Genomic DNA, 20,428 nt, shown 5'->3' with positions numbered 1-20,428 from the left:
AGGTCATGCCTGCGAAAGCAGGCATCCTATGAGTAATGGGGCTCAATGCAGGGGTTCCTGCATGCGCAGGAATGACAGTGGGGGAAGGGTTCCTGCATACGCAGGAACGACAGTGGGGGAAGGGTTCTTGCATGCGCAGGAATGACAGTGGGGGAAGGTTGCCTGCATGCGCAGGAACGACAATTGGCGGGTGGTTATGAATAACCGATTTCATTTGACCATTTTCAGACAAAGGAGGCAATTTACCATGAAAGCCTTTTTCAGATTTATCGCACTGTTCCTGATTGGAACAGTCGCAATAGGAGTAGCTGAGATTTCAGCTAAAGGGAAACGGTATTCGATCGATCAGATCCGCATTCAGGCTGAGGTGTTAGCTGATGGCAGCCTCCGGATCGTTGAAGACCGCAGCTATCGGTTCTGGGGGAGCTTTCGGTGGGCGGATTATTCGTTGCCGCTGAAAAAATTGGGACGAGTCACGGATTTCGAGCTGAGCGAAAACCAGGAACGCTATCTTCCAGCCGCGGATCAATCACCAGGGAGCTACCAGATCTCGCAGGATAACGAGCGATTCTATGTAAAATGGTTTTATCGGGCTAAAGATGAAAAACGGACGTTTCGGCTTAGCTATCGGGTGACGGATGCAGTGACGGTATATGATGATGTGGCGGAGTTCTACTATAAATTTGTTTCGGAACGAAATGAGCAAAGCATCGGTGCAGTGGAAGTGACCGCGAAATTACCAGAGCCAGCGGATACCAGTCAAGTCCGTGCATGGGCCCATGGGCCGCTGCATGGGCAATTGGTCTTTGAAAATGGGGAGATACGTCTTTGGGCAATGCCACTGCCAGCGGGGACCTATTGGGAGGTTCGATGCATATTTCCGCGCGAGTGGGTGCCAGCAGCGGAGAAGCGCACCGAAGCACGAGCGCGCGAGCGGATCATGGCAGAAGAACGATTGCTGGCCGAGCAAGCGAATGCCTTGCGAGCGAAACAGCAGCAGCGAGCGGCATTTCGAGCCAAATATCAAGGCCAGGCGATGGAGCTCAGTATCATCCTGGCGCTGGCGGGCGTGTTGGCGCTGGTGGCGATCTATCATCGCTCTGGAAGGCCGTATGCGGTTCGGCGTTCAGGCAGGTATTCATCCGAAATTCCCAGAGATCTTCCACCAGCGGTTGCCAGCTACGTTTACTACAGCGGCCAGATCAACTCTGGCGCCATGGTTGCCACCTTATTGGACCTGGCGCGTCGCGGTTTCTTGAGCTTGGAGGAGTTCGTCCAGCCAAAGCAATCGCTATTTGGCAAGGCTCAGCGGATCAATTATCGGGTGCATTTGAACCAGGAATTTTTCGATCAGCATCGGGACGAGCTTGCAGCGCATGAACGAGACATGGTGGAATTCCTGTTCGAGGAGCTGGCTGGCGGGGCCCATCAGATCGATTTCGCTGCGATTCGGGATGCTCGGGGCAAGGTCATGCGCTGGTTCGCCCCCTGGAAAGGGGTGATCAAACAGGCATGGGGTGATTGGCCGCTGTACGACCGCGCCAGCGTCAAGGCCACAGTTTTGGCGGCGCTGATCGCGCTGGGCATTCTTGCAGCCGGAATTGTCATTGCGGCTCTGTTCGGCGTCCCTGGTGCTATCGCGACAATCACTGGGATTTTGCTAATACCGCTTTCGTTTGCGGTGCTTCGCTACACCCCAGAGGTGAAACAGCTCAGGACAAAATTGGATGAGTTGAAGAGTTATTTATCGCGCTATCATTTCAAGATGGACTTGGCGCAGATGCTGGGTTCTCTGGAGCAATATGTGGTATATGGCATTGCCCTGGGAATAGGGAAGAAGGCATTGCAAGAGATGCTCTCGGCGGTTCCTTCTGGGCAAAGCGGCGGCTATTTCGCCTGGTATGCGGCAGCAGCGAGTCATGGTTCTCCTGGGAGTTTTGCCACAGCAGTAAGCACGATGATTTCGGCCATGAGCGCTACCATGAGCAGTGCCGCGGGCGTCGGTGGCGGTGCTGCTGCTGGTGGGGGAGCTGGAGCTGGAGGCGCCTCGGGCGGAGCTGGTTAATCCACCTCAAGTTCCGAACCAATTCGTAAGCTATCTGTCTGGTATAGTAACTAACACGCGATGAGGACGCTGAGATTATTTGAGTCTATGGATGCGTTCAAAGATGAAATGAAAATTCTAAAATGCAGGAGTGGGCTATGGCGAAAACTCGATCGAGACAAAATTTTCATCAAAAGATTTCGCGAAGACATTTCTTCAAATTTGGCGGGGCGATCGTTGCTGGTACGGGCTTGGGATTGCATCCGTCGAGCCCATGGGTTTCTGGCCAACAAGAAGAGTCCAAGAAGATCGTCCAATATCGTATATTGGGGAGAACTGGGTTCAAAGTCTCCGATATTGCCATGGGGGGCACGAGATCGACCGAGGCCAATGTGGTTCGCTATGCGTACGAGAAGGGTATTAATTATTTCGATACCGGTGAGACATACACGCGTGGGGCTTCGGAGCGAGCGATTGGCGATGCGCAACAGTTCATGGATCGCAAAAAAATCTTCATCACCACGAAATTGCATTTGAATCCCAATGAGAGCGCAGAATCGATCATCGGGCGATTGCGCCAGTGTTTGGAACGGCTGAAAACCGATTATGTCGATGCATTATATATGCACGGTGTAAATCGGGTCGCGGAACTAAACCATCCCGGCTATCATGCTGCAATTCAGCAATTGAAGGCTGATGGTCGGGTTCGATTCACTGGGCTATCGTGTCACGGGCCGCGATGGGGAAGCGAAGGGGATAGCATGGAACAGGTCTGTCTTGCCGCGGCTGAAGATGGTCGCTTCGATGTGATGCTGTTCATCTACAATTTTATGAACCGAGAATCTGGAGATAGGATTTTAAAGGCATGTTCGGAGAGGAAAATCGGTACCACTGCCATGAAGACCGCGCCTGGGGTATTGAAGGTCGATCCGTTTGATCCAGATCATCTCACCGAGCCACAGGAGGAAAATCTGAAGCGAATGATGAGCAGAGGCATGACGCGGGAACAGGCGATCCAGCGGATGCAGGAGCAATTCAAATCGCAACAGGAGAGCTATGAGAAGACGCGGCCGTTCATCGAAAAATATGGCCTCGCTACCGAAGAACAATTGCGATTATTCAGCATTCAGTGGGTGCTGCAAAATCCCCTGATGCACACGGTATGCGTGTCATTCGCTGATTATGAATTGATTGATAAAGTGGTCCCGCTCTCTGGCACCAAATTGTCCGATGCGGGAAAGCAGTTTCTCAAGGATTTTCAGATGGCTTATTATAGCCAATATTGTCGCCATGGCTGCATGCGCTGTGCGGATGTCTGTCCGCATCATTTGCCAGTGAGCTCGATCATGCGCTATGCGTATTACTATGCATGCCAGGGCCGCGAGAAGGAGGCGATGCTCAAATATGCCAGCCTCGCGGGCAACACCGCAGAGCATTGTTTGGGATGCGAAGCACCTTGTATCAAAGCATGTCCTTATGGCGTTTCAGTAGCCGCCAATTTGATCCAGGCGCATGCTTTATTAAGTTTCGCATAAAAAATTCTGATTTAGGGTTTGAGTTGATCTGATGGAATTCAAATTGATCGAGGAAAGAATATGCGAATAGTGGTCGTATTGCCATGGATGTTTTTGCTTGCCGTTAGCTCGCTCCAAGCGTTCGATTTTCCGGACATCTCAGGCTGGCAACCGATCAGCGACGTGATGAGCTACACCCCGGAAAATCTCTATGAGTACATCGATGGTGCAGCCGATCAGTTCATCGCTTACGGTTTTGTGGAATTGTTATCGCGTGATTTGGCGAGCGATAGTTTACAGGTGACAGTGGACATCTACGATATGGGTGAGCTGTTGAACGCCTACGGGATTTATAGAAATGAGCGGCCGAGAAATGTGGCCACGATGGCCATCGGAACTGAGGCGTATATCGCACCGCCCTATCAGGCGCTGATGTTCAAAGCGAATTATTATGTGAAGATCAATGCGTTCGAGGGCGAGATCAACTCGGAGAATGTGCTGGGGCTGCTGAAAGCGCTCGCCGCAGCTTTGCCTGGGGAAACGAAATTTCCCGAGCAACTGAGTCAACTTCCAGCGACTGGCAGAATCCAAGATTCCGAAGGCTACACGCGGCAGGCATTTATCGGATTACCCGAGCTGAACCGTTGCCTTTACGCTTTCTATCAAGCCGATAGCAAGCAATTTCGACATTTTGTTCTCCTGCCCGATGAGAACATCAATCAAACTGAGATCTGGCAGGAATTGAGTCAAAAATGGCGACGAATTCAGCATAACAATCGTTTTGTGCTGTTCCGTAGTGTCCCATATGTGGGTTTGATCGGGGTCATTCAAGTTGGGCAGAAAATTGTCGGAGTGACCGATTGTGAGGACCAAGCGGAGCTGCTTGCTCGCCTTTCAGCGGTGGAAAAACCATAATTACGATCCACCTCTAATGAAATAAATAATAGTCGGTCCCCAGGATTAACCTTTGCGAAGGTTTGGCACTTCCACTTGGATTATTTCGATCACATAAAAATGATTTGGATTTCCAAGGTCCTAAAAAGATGCGATGCATGATTTTCATCCTCATGTTGATTGGGATCATGGTGTGGCATCCCATGGCTGAGCAATTGCGGGGTCAGAGCGCAATGAATAGTTTGGATGAAAAAATCGAGAAATTGAGACCACTGCATCGACCCAAACGTCCACCAGAACCAGGCGATTGGCTGGCGGTTCATAAAGAGCCGGAACAAACATTCGAGCAATATATCGCCAGTCATCCGCTCAGGCCTTCGGCAAAACTGAACACGATATATGTCCAGCCTATTGGAAATCTAACACCCGGTCAACAAAACGTGGTCAATTTGGCCGTGGAATATATTGGCAGCTACTTTAATCTTCCTGTCCAACTTTTGCCGCCATTACCATTGGAGAAAATCCCAACACGCGCCCGGCGTCGTCATCCAGAATGGGGTATGGAGCAGTTGCTGACCACTTATATTTTGGATGAGGTGCTGGTCCCTCACCGGCCCAAAAACGCGCTGGCGCTGCTGGGTCTCACTGCTGTGGATCTCTGGCCTGGAATGGGATGGAATTTCGTGTTTGGACAGGCGTCTCTGAGCGATCGCGTGGGCGTTTGGTCGATCTATCGCAACGGCGATCCAGATGCTTCGGAGCAAGAATTTACCATTTGTCTGGAGCGGACCATCAAAACAGCAGTCCATGAAATCGGGCATATCTTGGGCATGATGCACTGCATCGCTTATGAATGCGTCATGAACGGCAGCAACCATCGGGAGGAGTCGGATCGTCGGCCGCTCTATTTATGTCCTGAATGCCTTAAAAAATTGTGCTGGAATTTACAGGTCGATCCACTGGCCCGATATGAGAAATTAGTGGTGTTCTGTCAGCAACATCATCTGAACAATTACGCTAAATTTTTCCACGATTCCATTCAGCGGTTGAGAGATCAATAGCTCTATTTCGGTAATCCGAAGAAATGGGTTGAAGCCATTTCTATCCAGTAGCTGATGGGCGGGGATCTTTCTCGGAATTGAAAGAACCAGTGTCATTCCTGCGAATGCAGGAATCTCATCGTCCACCAAGTTTTGTGTGAAAAAAATAAAGAGATGCCTGCCTGCGCAGGCATGACAGTTTGGCCTGTTTTGAGGATCTTGAGACAGATGCGAGGCTGTTTCTATCACAAAATTCGGAATTGAAAGGAACAGTGTCATTCCTGCGAATGCAGGAATCTCATCGTCCACCAAGTTTTGTGTGAAAAAAATAAAGAGATGCCTGCCTGCGCAGGCATGACAATTTTGCCTGTTTTGAGAAATTGACAATAGAAACTGACTAAACAGAGCAACGAGTACCAAAGAAAAAGTTCAGTTCCTCCTTTCAGCCTGAAGTTTCGCCTCCCATATAGCTATTTGCTGCAAAAATGAAAGAGGACGAACGAGGTGTTTGGGGATCAAAATATCAGACGAATGATGGGTCAGTTTCTCTGCAAAAATATCAAAAGAATCCAATTGATAAAGCTTTCCAATATCATGCAAAAAGATACCATCGAGCATGCATCTGCTGATCAGTCTATAAACTGTTCCGAATTTCCCAGGAATGACATCGGTTCGATCCGATTTAGAGTTTTTAATCAAAAGGAAGCAGAAGGGCAGCGGTGATTGCTATGTCAAAAATTTTGTTGAAAAATTGTTTTCATCTGGTGACCATGAACGCCGAGCGTCAGCGCTTTTCGGGCTATGACCTGCTCATTGTGGAAAATCGGATTGAGCAGATCGCGAAAGGTATCTCGGCGAAGGAGGCTGAGGTAATCGATTGTTCCACCAAGTTGGTGATTCCGGGTCTGGTGAATTCGCATCATCATTTGTGTCAAACCCTCACGCGTAATCTGCCGCAGGTGCAGAACAAGCCGCTGTTCGATTGGCTGGTGACGCTTTATGAGATCTGGAAATATCTCGATGAGGATTGTATTTATTATTCAACGCTGATGGGATGTGGTGAATTGCTAAAGACTGGGTGTACCACTACCACGGATCATCATTACCTCTACCCGAGGCATTTACAAATGGACATTCCCGCGATTCAGTTCGAGGCGGCTGAAAGAGTTGGCATCCGTTTTTGTCCCACGCGTGGTTCTATGTCGCGGAGTCGAAAGGACGGGGGCTTGCCGCCCGAAAGCGTGGTGCAGGACGAAGACGAGATTTTGAGGCATAGCGAAGAAGTGGTACAAAAATATCATGACCCGCGGCCATTAGCGATGCGGCAGATTCATCTTGGGCCCTGCGCGCCGTTCAACGTCACTCCTCACCTGATGCGAGAGACGGCTGCCTTGGCACGCCAACACGGTGTGCGATTGCATACCCATCTGGCTGAGACCCGCGATGAGGATGCCTATTGCCAGCAGGTCTATGGCAAACGACCACTTCAATTAATGGAAGAGCTGGATTGGCTGGGTCCAGATGTGTGGTATGCCCATGGGATCCATTTCACCGATGCCGAGCTCAAATTATTGGCTGAAACCGGAACTGGCGTTGCCCATTGCCCGGCATCTAACATGCGATTGGGTTCTGGGATCGCTCGGATTCCTGAGATGCTGAAATTGGGCATTCCAGTAGGGTTGGCGGTAGATGGCTCTGCCTCCAACGATAGCTCAGATATGGTAGGGGAGATGCGCCAAGCGCTGTTGCTGCACCGCGTCCATGCCGGTCCTAATGCAATGACTGCCGAGCAGGTGCTGGAAATGGCCACCTTAGGCTCTGCCAGATTATTGGGGCGATCCGATATCGGCTCATTGGAGGCGGGCAAAGCCGCTGATATCGCCGTTTTTGAATTGAATAAACTGGAATACACTGGCTCCTTGGCCGATCCGTTGGCAGCTCTGATCTTCTCTGGCATCAATCATGAAGCCGATTTCACCATCGTCAATGGCAAAATTGTGGTCGAACATGGCAGGCTCGTGGGGGTCGATGAAAAGGAGATCATCGCCAATGGCAATCGATTGGCTTTTGGGCTATTGCAACGTGCAGCCCAGGAAAGCAAATAGCGAGCATTAATCTCAGTGCCTTTCTCCTGTCGATAAGTTCATTCATTATCAAGTTTGAAATTTGATCTCTAAAATTTCTCAAAGGTCAAAATTTGTAAATCATTTTGGAAGGATTCGTCCGGCAGTCGCAAATGCGCATCAGCTTAAGAATGAAGGGTTTTTTGAGCGCATAAACCTATTGGTCCAGGGAAGGAGAACGAAGGGTTTCTTGCTTGGTATTTGGGATGGTTGAAAGCATCCCTGTCCGTCAACTGATTGCGCCATAAAGTGTGTCGTATAGCAAAAATCTCGGTGGATCACAATAACTTCGTTTCGCGATCTATTCGTTTGAAGTTGATGGGCGTGCTCAACAGTGGGCAAAAATGGCAAGCAAGCCCTTCTTTTTCCTGAAATCGAATTCGATCCAAAAGAAGGGTCGGCTACTTAACAGAGACGAGATGCATTTATGAATTGGGCCTGGATGATAATTTCTTTTGTCGCTGGATTTTTTCTGGCGCTGGTGGCTGCATTAGTTTTAAGAATAATTCAGGGGCGCACGGCTCAAGAATTGGCGGCAGAATTGTTCCGCGAAAGCGAGATGCAACGACGCGCAAATATCGAGCTGATCATTGAGAATTTGAAAGCCAATTTCGGAAACCTATCGCTGGAGGCACTGTCCCGCTCCACCGAAGAATTCCTGAAACTGGCCAGAGCCAGGTTGGAATCTGAGCGGGAAGTGAGCATCAAAGAGCTCGATAAGAAGAGAGCGCTCATCGATCTGCAATTGAGCCGCATGACGACCGAGCTGGATAATGTGGCGAAATTGATCAAGGAATTGGAGCAGGATCGCATCGAGAAATTCGGTCAATTGAGCGTCCAGTTGAAAAACACCAGCGAGCAAACTGCGGCGCTGATCCAAACGACCAACCAATTGCGTCAGGCATTGGCCAGTTCTCGAGCACGAGGTCAATGGGGCGAACGCATGGCTGAGGACGTGCTCCGATTGGCTGGCTTTATTGAAAATGTGAATTATCTCAAACAGAAATCTATCGAGGGTTCTCGTTCCCGTCCAGATTTCACTTTTCTCTTGCCCAAAAACCTCAGGCTCAACATGGACGTCAAATTTCCCATGGACAATTACATGAAGTTTCTCTCGGCGGAGAACGAGCTCGAAAAGGCTCGATATCGGAATGATTTCTTGCGAGATGTCCGGGCGAAAATCTCGGAACTCACCAGCCGCGATTATATCGATCCAAGTCAAAATACTGTGGATTATGTGCTCCTATTCATCCCCAACGAGCAGATCTATGCCTTCATTCATGAACAAGATAGCTCGATTCTGGACGAGGGGCTCAAGCATCGGGTGGTTTTCTGTTCGCCGCTGACGTTGTATGCGATCCTCGCGGTGATCCGGCAAGCGGTCGATAATTTTGCGCTGGAGCGGACCTCCAATGAAATTCTATCTTTATTCGGCGCCTTCAAAAAACAATGGAACGAGTTTATCTCGCGATTGGAGATCCTTGGCAAGAAAATTTCGGAAGCCCAGAAAGAATATGAGCAATTGGTTGCTACGCGCCGCCGACAGTTGGAAAAGCCGCTCAACCAAATCGATGCCTTGAGAGCACAACGGGGTTTGCCACCAGCGGACGATCAGGGGGCAATTGGCGTATAAGAACGCTTTACCATAAAAGACTTGAGAAGGAATTGAACTGTCAGGATCTCTCTTTTTGCCAGGCAAATAGGTTGCCGACTTAGTTCCCTGGCTAAACCGGCACTCGCGGTCCAACCATTGCGCCAGTCCTGAGACTCCAAAGTTGTAGCATGATGCGCGTAATGGAAGACTCACTTTTAAATGGTATATAGAGATCTGCCTAAATCCATCTCAATAGAGCGCCAAATACAACAAGGCTCACAATATTGATGGCGTAAATAATTCCCACCACGATGGCTTTTTTATTCAGCCCTTTCATATCGTAAATCCAGAATGAGACGACGAAAAAGTAGAAATATCCGATCAAAAAGATGAGCCAAGGCGCGCCGGCATTCCACCAAGAATATTCCCAGGTGAGCACGCCGATGGAATTCAGCAACACCTCTACGAGCACCATGAAGACTGAACCAGAAATGGCGATAAACAATCGATTGGGGATGCCAAACACTTTGATCTGTCTGTCCCGCGGAAGCAGTTTGGCAAAAACGATCCCGGCCACGGCAAACATCAGGCAGATCTCGATGTTCAAGCCGATCAGGATCGTATAGGCCGATCTTCCTGGCGTTCCCCACACTGGTGCGTACTGCGTAAAATGAAATACCAAGGCGTTCCAGATCTCATTGAACCAGTCTAGTCCCCAATAGGCAAGTCCAGCAAACACCATGCTCCAGTTCTTCTTCTCGATCTCTGATGCATACACATAGACCACAAAGGCCAAGAGTGGGATGACATACCATTGAAAAGTGCTCCCATCCCGAAGATGGTTCAATGCTGCTTGGGCTGATTCAGTTGGCATGGGCATTCTTCCCTTGTTGGTTTATCATTGGTAGGCCAATTTGAGAACGGCAATTATAAGCATTTCTTTACAAATTTTCAAGCAAAATTTTTATGATCGACATTCCTTCTGCAAAAGGAACGTTTGGAGGCGCTGGAAAACGCGGCTGTAAATGAACATGAATTGAATTATTGATTCAAAGAAAAGATGCTCGAATCGAACAAGGGGGGCAGAGCTCTGCAGATTTGAAAAATTATAGAAATTTTGCTCATAGAATAAATGTGTCATTTCGAGCTTAATGAGAAATCTTTTTTGGTATTATCAATATTTATCGGAAAAGATTCCTCCTCGCCGATTGGCTATTGGCGTCAACTTAAGAATTCAATATTATTCTGAGGAATCTTCCCATTGGTTATTAGCGTCCATGTAGGATATTTGCTTTCAGAGACCGCCGAAACGGTCCGCAAGATTTGCTAATTTGTCATTAATGCCCGAATTAATTCGGTCGCTAATCACAAACTCGTATCGCAATCAAAAACCGTTTTGGTGGTTTTAACATTTTCTGATGGATTGGGCGGTTAAATTCTGGCAAGAGATTATGTATCGATTTTGTCATTCATGGGTTACAGGAATCCTTTTTGCCCCGTTAATCAAAAAATTCAAGATGCCCGCATTCTCAGGCATGACATCGGTTCACTATCACCAAGTTTGTATTTCGCGGACGGCTAAGTTGCAGCAAAAGAAGGAAAATGTTCATGGAAATCGAGCAGCGATTTTATCGGGTTGGGAAAATCATCGCAGCTTGCTGAATCAGCAGATGTGCCAACAATGCCACGACGAATCCAGTGAACAGCGAGGATAAAATCATCATCGGCGCCAGATAAAAAATTTCGGCTTGCTTGACGATTAAAATTTGAACCAACCATAATTGGGCGAAATTGTGAACCGCTGCACCCAAAATGCTAATCCCGAAGATGCTGAAAACTTTCGGACCAAAGCGAGAGGCCAATCCCATCGCCAAAGTGGCAGCAATTCCTCCTCCCAGAGATAGGATAAATGCTGGATTGAGGAGGCTTCCTAATAACAGCGAACCCATGATGACGCGCAGAACAACGACGACCAGGGCTTCTGGGATCCCCATCAGATAAAGTGCTATCAGCGTGGCGACGTGGGCCAAGCCTGGCTTGAGCCAAGGCAATGGGCGCGGGATCAACGATTCGAAAAGAAACAGAACCAACCCCATAGCGGTGAGCAATGCCAGTCGGGTCAACCGAGCGTTGCGCATCGCAAGATTTTTGTTATTGAGTGATGACATCGAACGGATTTTTCTGAATTCCTTCAATTTTCACGACGACTTTATTGGGAACGCAGATGATCATTTCGCCAGCGCGGCGAATTGGGCCCGTTTTCACACAAATTTTCTCTGGGCAATCCGAATGGATGACGCGCGCCGAGCCCTGGTGAATATGCACGATCGTCTTTCCGATCGGCCCAGTGAGCACGATCTCCTGAGTCGCCCCCAAATCCTTTTGGGCCACAACCCTGCCGCTCACTTCGATGATCACCCGACCACCAGGCGATCGCAGATGCTGCAATGCGACCAAGCTCAGCATTCCCACAGCGATCAACACGACCACCAAGATCTTATCCCCAAGGGTGATCATTTTTAATATGGCTAAATTCGAATTGGTTTTCATCTCGCTACGGTTTCAAAGTTATGTCGAAGAATCGGTATTGCTCATAGACCGTTGCCCAGGAATTGCTGATCTCTGGATCGGGCGAGGTGAAATAGATGCGCCAACCGATCTTTTTGCCCGGCTCCAGTTTAAACGGGATCCGCTCGTTATTGGGAATTTTGATCCGAATTTGGTAGCGGTCCTCGCTGATCCTGGTTCTGAGCGCAACAGAAGATTCTAACAAGATGCGGCCGAAATGGGCGATATAGGATGGTTCATCATCCCACATCTCGTGATCCCCTTTGCCCAGTGTATCGCGATACCCGCGGACCGAAGGGGAGGTATCCATTACTCGAATTTCCTCGAACCGATGCGAAAATGGATCAACCACCAGCCGATAATTGTCCTTGCCATGCCACCAACCATCATTGAGCAGATCGATATCCAAATGCAGCTTGGCCGGGGCATTCATCTCGCAGCCGAAATAAAGGTAATTTTCATCCCAGTTCAGATAAATTTTGGCATTCAGTGGCTGACTCATGAGAAATTTAGTCGATGAGAAATCCAACTCTTTCGTCAGCAGATACCAGGTGTTCCAATCGTCCTCCCATTGCGGAGTGAAGAGCGGGATCTCATGGCTCATGCGATGCAGCGGAAAGGGATCGACCTTGTCCGGAATCCCATCATCGTCGGAATCGGCTTTGTTCGGATCGCTACCGCGATAAATACCAACCATGAACTCAGCCAGATCATCGAGGCCATCGCCATCGCTATCCGCGCGAGTCGTATCGCTGCCGAACCGAACCTCGTCCAGCGGCAGACGGGGATCGTTATCCGGAAAATGATCGCCATCGGCATCTGCGGCCTGTTCTAATCGGCCCCAAGGGGATTTGATCTTCAGATATCCCTTGAAATGCCGCAAAATCTCAGCCTGATAACTGAACTCCTCACCAGCTTGAATGGCGAAATCCAATGGCTTATCGCCGTGCCACATCTCAGCGGCTCCGCTCTTGTCATAACAAACCAGATCGATGGAATGCTGCAGTTCGTGGGTGAACAGCCAGGTGGCCAGGTAATCCACGTTCGGGTCTTCGCCGGGATAACGCACCGATGATCGGCACGGATAGCGGAAAAAGGAATAGCCACTTTTGCCGAGGATCTGCATCCCGCCGTAATTGCCGCCGCCCCGAGGCGGACCATAAATCGCTACCACTGCCCCGTATTGATTGTCCTGAATCCCATGCTGACGGAGTTCCGGTTCGACATATTTCGACCAGAGCAATCCGTCATCTGGGAAAAATTTTTTAGGCTTGAAATCGGGAATTTCCAAATAAGAAATATTGAGATGAAGCTGACAACCCGAATTGCGCCAGTAGAACAGTCGTGCCAGTTCGATCCCATTTTTCAGCCTGAGAATTTCATCTGGCGAGATTTGAGCGCCAGCCGTGTTGGTATAAACAACCACCAGCACATCGATGGCAGCGAATTGCATAACCGACGGCAACTGCCCTGGTTCAGTCGCTCTCGCTTGATAGAATAAGCTAATGAAACACAGGATAAAGATCAAATATGATTTGAGCAGAATTTTATTCAGCATGAGACATCTCCGTAGTTCAACGATTGACACCCGATTGATGCATGTCTTGGCATTGAGTGAGGCTAATATAGCCAATCGATCATTAAAAATCAAGCGAAATACCTTGAGATGCATGAAATGGACTGGGATCAATTGAGCGGCAGAAAATAGATGAACAAATTGATAACTGAAATTTTAACCATTAAAACTTTTTCTTGACAGGTTCGCAAGAATATATTATATTTGAACTGGTTGATTGGGACTCCCGCCGATATTTTTTGAAAACTTCAGCCCAAGATCCAACGCCTTTCATCATGAACGATTTGATGGAGCGAACATGTCTCAAGACCGCTACAATCCTGCTATTGACACGAGACTAAAATTATTGGATCAGGTAAAGAATGCCCTCAATACCAAGCATTACAGCATGAAGACGGAAGAAGCCTACGCTCATTGGATGAAGCTAATTATTTTATTACTTGATAAAATAATCAGGCTAAGGATAATATATCGTGAGCTTCATTTCGGTGAGTTCTTTCGAGCAGCATGTGGAAAATGGAATCCCAATACTAAGCTCTGGGAATTGCTTTATAAAGAATCGGTAGTTTTGGTATTGGAGAATATAATTGCAAAGGAAAAATAAAAATGTATAGTAAATAGGAAAATAAATAACAAGGATCCCTCCTAAAAAAATGGCTAGAAATAGGAAAATATATTTCCTATTGGTAGGAAAATTTGAGATTTTTGGATAAATATAGACATTTTTCCCTGAATATAGCCATATCAAATTAAAAGATATTGGCAGCTAATCATTATTTTGGGCGGCTACGCCAAGTAGTCCGCTGACAGAAGGAAGGCACATTATGGCTAACAGCATGTCAACTTGGTCGAAACGACATTCGCTTGTTGCGTATTTCATTCTCGCCTATGCGATTTCATGGGCAGTGCAGATTCCTTTGGCATTCAAAGCAGAGGGCTTGAGCCAAGCACCCATTCCATTTTCCATCAACTATCTGGCTGGCTATGGGCCAATATTGTCAGCAGTCATCATGACTTGGCTTACAGGCGGTGTCGGTGGACTAAGGGAACTCTTTGGACGAATATTGAAGTGGCGTGTGTAACCAATGTGGTGGCTTGTGGCTATCTCGCCGCTTGCGCTGTACGTGATTGTTGCCCTTGTGCTTCGTCTCATACAAGGACAGTTGCTGGACTTAAGCCTACTAGGTCAGGTTGATTTTCTTCCCAACCTCGGTTTGGGCTCTTCGTTCTTATGGCTATTGACCTATGGTATTGGCGAAGAGACTGGTTGGCGTGGGTATGCGCTCCCCAGGTTGCAGAAGAATCACAGTGCACTTTCCGCCACTGTTATTCTGTGGGTGTTTTGGGCACTCTGGCATCTGTCTGCCTTTTTCTACCTCTACGACCCCACAATTGTCATCGGATTCTTGCTGGGGGTTCTTGCAGGAGCCATTGTATTTACTTGGCTGTACAATAGCACTGGCGGCAGTATTTTGATGGTGACTTTACTTCATGGTGTATTCAATTTCCACCACTGGGTGCACGGCGTGCAAAGTAGGGATGGTTTCGGCTATCATTAGCACGCTGATCATGGTGTGGGCAGTCGTAGTGGTAATTCTGTTCAAGCCGACCAATCTATCCCGTGCAGAAAAGCACGTTATTTGACCTAAACAGGATGTAAGTTGTATTCGCACGCTGGGAGAGCCGCCCAACAACGGGTTGCAGCCGACGTTGCTCCGATGCGCTCCGCGACGTGGCTGAGCCCTGGCCGTTAGGCGGTAGGCTATAGAAAGCTATGCAGAGATCAGTAGCTATGACAAAGCCAAATACATCTAAAACAAAGTCCATCGAAGAATATGTATTTTATGTAGCGGCGGGTTTGAGTGGGCTCGTCTCACTTCTGGACTTGTTAGGATTCCTAGACGCTATTCCTTGGCTTGCGGCACATATACCCACTTTAACTCTCCTTTTGGTGAGTATCTTGTTAGGATATATGACTTCTGGCATTGTAAATAAACTTGGAGTCTTGGAATCGGCTGTGCTTGATTTACGCTCTTATGTCCACCAAGAGACAACAGAAAAGATTGCAAGTTTGAGAAGTCAACTTGATCCGAACCTTGATGTGATTTTTGGCGAACATATTTCAGATCTACTCACCAGCGTTGAACGCGCTATAACAAGGCGAACTTTCGAGTTTCATGACATAGATCTGTTTCGTTATTTCTACAAGAGAACACTTGAAGCGTATCCGCGCGCAACGTTTCTAGCTACCAGCCTTCCTTATCAAAGGTATTTCTGGAAAAACCAGCCAATGGAGCAAGCAATGGCAAGGTTCATCGCTGGTGGTGGCAAGATAAAAAGAGTGTTTTTTATTAGTCGTCCAGAAGAATTAGATAATGACGAAGTCAAAGAGATACTTTCAACACAAGTTAAATTGGGCGTTGAGACATATGTTGCTGACGCACGAGTAACACCTGCTCACCTGAGAAGATTTTTTGTAGTTGAAACCAAAGGTAGAATAGCATGGGAAGTTTTTATTGGACCTGACAATCGCATAGTGAGTGTCGTAGCAACATCTGAGCCTACAGAAACAGAGAAGTACGCACGGATGTACAAAGAATTGCTAGAACTAGATGGTACACGTCGTTATTTTATCGAGAGTGCGCCTGTTAAAGGAAAAGCCGCCTAACCACTCGCTCCAGCCGACCGTGCTCCGCTCGCTTCGCTCGCTCGAGGCGGCTGAAGCGCGAGCCGTTAGCCCGCGATCTTGCTAAACTGTGGGACATTGGAGATTTGTACTTACTATGATGAAGCTATCGAGTTTTCGAGTTGAGGGGTTTCGCTCTCTAGCCAACATCGAGATACCGCTCTACGATTACACCATCTTGATTGGTAGGAACAATTCAGGAAAATCTGCTGTGCTACTGGCTCTAAAATTGCTGCTCGAGGGAACTGCACGCGATTTGTCTGACAGTGATTTTTACACGCACGAAACACAAAAGGCCGAACAGATTGTTCTTGAAGCGGTTTTCGAGGGTGTAGGCGAATATTTGCCTTTGTGCGATGAAAGACATCGAACCAAGATAGCTAACTGTGTTATTGATGATAGATTGCGAATTAGACGCTTGGCTTCTCGTTCGCCATTGGGTCTTGGGAAGTTGGAGCTATGGCAACCGGCTGGAAATGCTTTTGGTTTACCTACTGGCATTGAAAACGCCCTCAAACAGCTTTTGCCTGAACCTATCTTTATTGAGGCATTCAAAGATCCGAATGAGGAAGCTCAGGCCAAAAGTTCAGCTACATTAGGGAAGCTTCTAAAGCAAATCGTAGAGCAGGTATCAGCACAGTTGGAATCGGAGGTAAAAAACACCCTTGATAAGGCAGCGCGGCGGTTCAATGTTATTGAAACGGAAGGCAAAATTGTTGATGAAAGACCCGAAGAGCTTAGGCGCATTGAGCAGAGAATAAGACAGCATATGCAAGCAGTCTTTGAAGATGCAGATGTTCGTCTGAGATTCCGTCTGCCTGAGATAGACGATCTTATGGCATCGGCTACAGTTGAACTTAGAGACAGGGGTCCTTGGACACCGCTTGAGGGAAAAGGGCAAGGTTTTCAGCGTGCGCTTTACTTGGCTCTTCTGCGAGCGCTTGCCGAGGAACTTCGTGCAACAGGTGGCGACATCCATAGACCATTTCTCCTGCTCTTCGAGGAACCAGAAGCATTCCTTCACCCGGCTCTACAACGAGAGATGGGAAATATATTGGAGAGCATATCAGAGAGTAACCAGGTGATAGTTGCTACACATTCGCCGCTTCTTGTGACATCTCAGCGCATTCAGAACGTCTTGATTCTTCGACAAACAGTGTCGCCTGATACAAAACTGCAAGCTACGTGTTGTCTTGTCCCGGACCCTAATTTGCTTCCCGACCCCGAAGACAAGCAACTGGTTAATCTCCTTAGGTTCTCGAGTAGTGCCGAGTTTCTTTTTGCTGACTGCGTACTTGTTGTTGAGGGACCATCTGATCGAGCATTGTTGGAGGCTAGTTGGCATTTTGGGGGAAAGTCTTGGCATCCTGAAGGACAGCCATTAGCTCTTGCCGTTGTGGAAGCGGGTAGTAAAGTAGTTGTTCCCGTTTGGGCCAATTACCTGCGAGCTATAGGGCTTTCTGCTTGTGGAGTGGTTGACCTGGATTTCCTATGGGATGGAGCAGGTAAATGCCTAGGGGCTGACCCCTGTCTTAGCCAGTTTGCCGCCGATTTCTGGCGGCTTGCGGACCAGAGAGGGATTTCCGAGATAGTTGACGGGAAACACCATATATCGCCTAATAAGAAAGCGGATGCCTTTGCCCTGATTTTGCAGGAGTTGAACCAACAAGCCCAACCGTTGCGTGAGCGACTCCAGAGTGAGGCCAAGATTTGGGTGCTTGCTGAAGGGGAAATAGAGAATTACTTCGGTTTGTCATCCAGTTCCAAGGGACAATATGCGGCTGTAAGTCAAAAAGTCCGCAATGGTGAAGTGCAAATACACTCAGAAATCGAGACGATATTAAAATGGGCAACAAGCCCTCAAAAGAGCGGCGCGGGCTAACTCGCCGCTGTAACTGACGCCGCTTCTGCGGCGAGGCTGAGCGGCATGATGTTGGAAATGAATATTTCAGCTAACACTGCTTGCACCCGACGCGAAGGCGGTTCAGCATAAATTCAAATGTTTGCTGCGACGGCAAATGTTTCGTGCAAATCCAACGTGCTGTGGTTCTAAGCCCTCGCGCAGGTGAAGCTTGCGTTATGCCTTTTTAAAGAATAAAATTGGAGAAAATTCTTCTCCGAGGAGGTGTTGCAATCATGACTGCCTTGAAAAACTCGAAGTTTACGATAAACCCGTCATATCGTATTATTATGATAATGGCACTGTCGCTTATTGTAATCTTGCTTGGATGCTCAGCCTTCAAGAAAATTAATCGTAAGATTACAGAACCTGAGTCATTTAAGAAATTTAGTGAAGGTCGTCTAAAGCTGATGCGAGACTCTTCCCCGTTTTTGAAGGTACACATGAAAAATGGCAACGTTTATGTCTTGCAAAATTGGTCATTGGATGAGCAGCGGCACCATGTGCTCGGAGACGGTATGCTGTACAATGCCGTTCGTGAAATATTGCAGCAGGGGCAATTTAAAATCGGTCTGGATTCCGTGGCCATTTTTGAAACCAATGTTCTCGAAGCCTCAGATGCGGTAGCAGGATTGATGGTGTTCACAGGAATCACGGCGGCGATAACGATTTATTGTATAACAAATTCGAAGGCCTGCTTTGGATCCTGCCCGACCTTCTATACGTCAGATGGAGATAGCTTCCGTCTGGAAGCCGAGGGTTTCTCGGCGAGCATTGCACCTTCTTTAGAAGCAACGGATGTTGATGCTTTATTTCACGCTTCAGCAAGCGGTGAAGAGTTCGCTCTCCAGATGAGAAACGAAGCGCTGGAGACCCACGTGGTCCGTCGTGTCAATCTTCTTGCTGTTCCCAGGACAAGCGGTCACCGTATTTTTGCAGATCTTAATGGACAGTTTTGGGAATGCACCTCCGTCATTCCTCCCATTTCTGCAACAGCCCCAGAAGGCAATTGTCTCAAGTTTCTTTTAGATGCCGATGGCAATGAACGTTATAGCAGAGCAGATTCGACATATTTGGGTGCTAAAGAAGTCATTGAACTAGAATTTGAAAATATCCCCCAGCAAACCTGTGGTTTAATTATTGGATGCAGACAGACTCTTTTAACTACCTATCTTTTGTATCAAACTTACGCCTACATGGGAAACAACGTTGGCTATTGGATTGCGCAGATCGAGCGCAAGAAAATTAAACAAAATCAAAATTCTATTCAAAAAATCTTGAGCGGTATTGAGGTTTTAATACAAGATGATGTAGGAAATTGGAAAATATTAAACCAGGTCAATGAATACGGCCCTCTGGCGACTGATTTTCATCTCGTGCCATTGGGTCAACTTGTTGGGCGATCCGCAAAAATCCGCTTAAGGATGACCAAAGGAAATTGGCGGATCGACTACGTTGGTCTGGCTGTAATATCTCAAGCAGTTCAAGCGATTCGCTTACAGCCTCTCAAGGTTCTTAAAGATGGCCTTGAAGATGATCAAGCACTTGCCACACTCTGTGATTCTACAAAAGTATTAATATCCCTTCCAGGAGATACCTACACGCTGAAATATCACATGCCAAATGCTACTGGTAATTACGAATTCTTTCTCGAAAGCCAGGGATATTATCTTGAATGGATTCGTAAGGAGTGGATCGAAGAGGAAAATCCATTCTTTCTTGCGCAGATGCTCTTCGATCCTCAGACCGCTTTAAAACGTTTAGCTCCTGAATTCAAGCGAGTGGAAAAAGAAATAGAATATTGTTTTTGGAGGAGCCGCTATGCGAGACCTTAATAAAACCCACAGCGTTTTTGTGCTGTTTTTATCTTTTCTTGTTAGCAGTTGTGCTGTCACCCATGCGCCTCGAATTTGGCTTGCAACTCCCCTCAATATGCAAATTGAAAGCTATGGTGGATGGTTAGAAGTGAAATATTATTCCAACTCAAAAGCGAAGGCACAGCTTTCTGGCGAGCTCATTGCAATTGGTGCAGACTCTATTTTCATTGCAAACGTAACATTTCATGCGATCGCTGTATCCAGTATCAAGTCGGCACGACTGGTGACTTACAAATCAGATGCGGAACGAATGGGAGTTTTGGTTGTTTGCGGTACGCTGTCAACATTTTCGAATGGTTTCCTTTTGTTGATCACGGCACCTATTTGGATAATCGGCGGCAGCATAGCTGTTAGTACTCGATCATTTGAACCGATTTTAGATTATCCAAAACAGCCTTTGAGTCGTTTTGCGCCATTTGCGCGCTACCCTCAAGGATTGCCTCCAGGCATAAATCGAAATCAAATTAAAATGAAGGCTATTACTTAGCGATGGCCTAACAATAGGTAGAGCGGACGGTGGGGTCAATGGTATTAATTTCATATGGTTGTAGTTCGAATGCCTCGATTTTTATCAAATATTTTCTCTGATCCGCTGCCGCTTACGTCAGCGTA

The 20,428-nt window shown here is 47.6% G+C and carries 17 protein-coding genes; 13 read left to right on the top strand and 4 right to left on the bottom strand.

Annotated features, from left to right (window positions below; translation table 11 throughout):
• Nucleotides 1-247: 247 nt before the first annotated feature.
• The 6 genes from ONB37_06010 to rmuC all read left to right on the top strand — a co-directional run bounded on the left by ONB37_06010 (nucleotide 248) and on the right by rmuC (nucleotide 9,248).
• Nucleotides 248-2,065: a DUF2207 domain-containing protein gene (locus tag ONB37_06010; GenBank protein ID MDZ7399705.1), complete on the top strand. Its 1,818-nt coding sequence runs from the start codon at nucleotides 248-250 to the stop codon at nucleotides 2,063-2,065.
• A gap of 137 nt (nucleotides 2,066-2,202) precedes the next feature.
• The gene (locus tag ONB37_06005) at nucleotides 2,203-3,579 is read left to right on the top strand and encodes an aldo/keto reductase (GenBank protein MDZ7399704.1); all 1,377 of its coding nucleotides are present in this window, start codon (nucleotides 2,203-2,205) and stop codon (nucleotides 3,577-3,579) included.
• A gap of 60 nt (nucleotides 3,580-3,639) precedes the next feature.
• Complete coding sequence (locus ONB37_06000; GenBank protein MDZ7399703.1) at nucleotides 3,640-4,473, top strand: hypothetical protein; 834 nt, start codon at nucleotides 3,640-3,642, stop codon at nucleotides 4,471-4,473.
• A gap of 137 nt (nucleotides 4,474-4,610) precedes the next feature.
• Nucleotides 4,611-5,513: an archaemetzincin gene (locus ONB37_05995; protein MDZ7399702.1), complete on the top strand. Its 903-nt coding sequence runs from the start codon at nucleotides 4,611-4,613 to the stop codon at nucleotides 5,511-5,513.
• A gap of 707 nt (nucleotides 5,514-6,220) precedes the next feature.
• Nucleotides 6,221-7,597, top strand: coding sequence for an 8-oxoguanine deaminase (locus tag ONB37_05990; GenBank protein ID MDZ7399701.1), 1,377 nt, complete (start codon nucleotides 6,221-6,223; stop codon nucleotides 7,595-7,597).
• A gap of 460 nt (nucleotides 7,598-8,057) precedes the next feature.
• The gene (rmuC, locus tag ONB37_05985) at nucleotides 8,058-9,248 is read left to right on the top strand and encodes a DNA recombination protein RmuC (protein MDZ7399700.1); all 1,191 of its coding nucleotides are present in this window, start codon (nucleotides 8,058-8,060) and stop codon (nucleotides 9,246-9,248) included.
• Between the two features lie 199 nt (nucleotides 9,249-9,447).
• Here the strand turns inward: rmuC and ONB37_05980 are convergent, their stop codons facing one another.
• From ONB37_05980 to ONB37_05965, 4 genes are all read right to left on the bottom strand, one after another.
• Nucleotides 9,448-10,083 carry a hypothetical protein gene (locus tag ONB37_05980; protein ID MDZ7399699.1) on the bottom strand — a complete coding sequence of 212 codons (636 nt, stop codon included), beginning with the start codon at nucleotides 10,081-10,083 and terminating at the stop codon, nucleotides 9,448-9,450.
• A gap of 754 nt (nucleotides 10,084-10,837) precedes the next feature.
• On the bottom strand, nucleotides 10,838-11,377 hold the full coding sequence (locus ONB37_05975) for a Gx transporter family protein (GenBank protein MDZ7399698.1): 540 nt from the start codon (nucleotides 11,375-11,377) through the stop codon (nucleotides 10,838-10,840).
• Nucleotides 11,361-11,759 (bottom strand): NusG domain II-containing protein, encoded by a 399-nt coding sequence (locus ONB37_05970; protein MDZ7399697.1) that lies wholly within the window; start codon nucleotides 11,757-11,759, stop codon nucleotides 11,361-11,363. The genes ONB37_05975 and ONB37_05970 overlap by 17 nt, the downstream gene beginning before the upstream one ends.
• A 4-nt stretch (nucleotides 11,760-11,763) precedes the next feature.
• The gene (locus ONB37_05965; protein MDZ7399696.1) at nucleotides 11,764-13,335 is read right to left on the bottom strand and encodes a hypothetical protein; all 1,572 of its coding nucleotides are present in this window, start codon (nucleotides 13,333-13,335) and stop codon (nucleotides 11,764-11,766) included.
• Nucleotides 13,336-13,651: 316 nt separating this feature from the next.
• Between ONB37_05965 and ONB37_05960 the strand changes: the two genes are divergently transcribed.
• The 7 genes from ONB37_05960 (at nucleotide 13,652) to ONB37_05930 (ending at nucleotide 20,303) form a co-directional block, all read left to right on the top strand.
• Nucleotides 13,652-13,957 carry a hypothetical protein gene (locus tag ONB37_05960; GenBank protein ID MDZ7399695.1) on the top strand — a complete coding sequence of 102 codons (306 nt, stop codon included), beginning with the start codon at nucleotides 13,652-13,654 and terminating at the stop codon, nucleotides 13,955-13,957.
• Between the two features lie 220 nt (nucleotides 13,958-14,177).
• Nucleotides 14,178-14,435 (top strand): hypothetical protein, encoded by a 258-nt coding sequence (locus ONB37_05955; protein MDZ7399694.1) that lies wholly within the window; start codon nucleotides 14,178-14,180, stop codon nucleotides 14,433-14,435.
• Between the two features lie 132 nt (nucleotides 14,436-14,567).
• A complete protein-coding gene (locus ONB37_05950) occupies nucleotides 14,568-14,912 on the top strand; it encodes a CPBP family intramembrane metalloprotease (protein ID MDZ7399693.1) in 345 nt (114 codons plus the stop codon).
• Nucleotides 14,913-15,145: 233 nt separating this feature from the next.
• Nucleotides 15,146-16,021, top strand: coding sequence for a hypothetical protein (locus ONB37_05945; protein ID MDZ7399692.1), 876 nt, complete (start codon nucleotides 15,146-15,148; stop codon nucleotides 16,019-16,021).
• A 115-nt stretch (nucleotides 16,022-16,136) separates the two neighbouring features.
• A complete protein-coding gene (locus ONB37_05940) occupies nucleotides 16,137-17,921 on the top strand; it encodes an AAA family ATPase (protein MDZ7399691.1) in 1,785 nt (594 codons plus the stop codon).
• A 254-nt stretch (nucleotides 17,922-18,175) separates the two neighbouring features.
• Nucleotides 18,176-19,774: a hypothetical protein gene (locus ONB37_05935; GenBank protein MDZ7399690.1), complete on the top strand. Its 1,599-nt coding sequence runs from the start codon at nucleotides 18,176-18,178 to the stop codon at nucleotides 19,772-19,774.
• Complete coding sequence (locus tag ONB37_05930; GenBank protein ID MDZ7399689.1) at nucleotides 19,761-20,303, top strand: hypothetical protein; 543 nt, start codon at nucleotides 19,761-19,763, stop codon at nucleotides 20,301-20,303. The genes ONB37_05935 and ONB37_05930 overlap by 14 nt, the downstream gene beginning before the upstream one ends.
• Nucleotides 20,304-20,428 lie beyond the last annotated feature (125 nt).

The organism is candidate division KSB1 bacterium (genome assembly GCA_034506395.1).
Classification (GTDB): Bacteria; Zhuqueibacterota; Zhuqueibacteria; order Thermofontimicrobiales; family Thermofontimicrobiaceae; genus Thermofontimicrobium.
Note: the sequence above shows the minus strand (reverse complement) of the source record. Positions and strands in the feature narration are given on the sequence as shown.

Excerpts from the sequence above, each read along its gene's own strand:
- ONB37_06010 (MDZ7399705.1), top strand. The coding sequence starts at position 248 with ATGAAAGCCTTTTTCAGATTTATCGCACTGTTCCTGATTGGAACAGTC.
- ONB37_06005 (MDZ7399704.1), top strand. The coding sequence starts at position 2,203 with ATGGCGAAAACTCGATCGAGACAAAATTTTCATCAAAAGATTTCGCGA.
- ONB37_06000 (MDZ7399703.1), top strand. The coding sequence starts at position 3,640 with ATGCGAATAGTGGTCGTATTGCCATGGATGTTTTTGCTTGCCGTTAGC.
- ONB37_05995 (MDZ7399702.1), top strand. The coding sequence starts at position 4,611 with ATGATTTTCATCCTCATGTTGATTGGGATCATGGTGTGGCATCCCATG.
- ONB37_05990 (MDZ7399701.1), top strand. The coding sequence starts at position 6,221 with ATGTCAAAAATTTTGTTGAAAAATTGTTTTCATCTGGTGACCATGAAC.
- rmuC (MDZ7399700.1), top strand. The coding sequence starts at position 8,058 with ATGATAATTTCTTTTGTCGCTGGATTTTTTCTGGCGCTGGTGGCTGCA.
- ONB37_05980 (MDZ7399699.1), bottom strand. The coding sequence starts at position 10,083 with ATGCCAACTGAATCAGCCCAAGCAGCATTGAACCATCTTCGGGATGGG.
- ONB37_05975 (MDZ7399698.1), bottom strand. The coding sequence starts at position 11,377 with ATGTCATCACTCAATAACAAAAATCTTGCGATGCGCAACGCTCGGTTG.
- ONB37_05970 (MDZ7399697.1), bottom strand. The coding sequence starts at position 11,759 with ATGAAAACCAATTCGAATTTAGCCATATTAAAAATGATCACCCTTGGG.
- ONB37_05965 (MDZ7399696.1), bottom strand. The coding sequence starts at position 13,335 with ATGCTGAATAAAATTCTGCTCAAATCATATTTGATCTTTATCCTGTGT.
- ONB37_05960 (MDZ7399695.1), top strand. The coding sequence starts at position 13,652 with ATGTCTCAAGACCGCTACAATCCTGCTATTGACACGAGACTAAAATTA.
- ONB37_05955 (MDZ7399694.1), top strand. The coding sequence starts at position 14,178 with ATGGCTAACAGCATGTCAACTTGGTCGAAACGACATTCGCTTGTTGCG.
- ONB37_05945 (MDZ7399692.1), top strand. The coding sequence starts at position 15,146 with ATGACAAAGCCAAATACATCTAAAACAAAGTCCATCGAAGAATATGTA.
- ONB37_05940 (MDZ7399691.1), top strand. The coding sequence starts at position 16,137 with ATGATGAAGCTATCGAGTTTTCGAGTTGAGGGGTTTCGCTCTCTAGCC.
- ONB37_05935 (MDZ7399690.1), top strand. The coding sequence starts at position 18,176 with ATGACTGCCTTGAAAAACTCGAAGTTTACGATAAACCCGTCATATCGT.
- ONB37_05930 (MDZ7399689.1), top strand. The coding sequence starts at position 19,761 with ATGCGAGACCTTAATAAAACCCACAGCGTTTTTGTGCTGTTTTTATCT.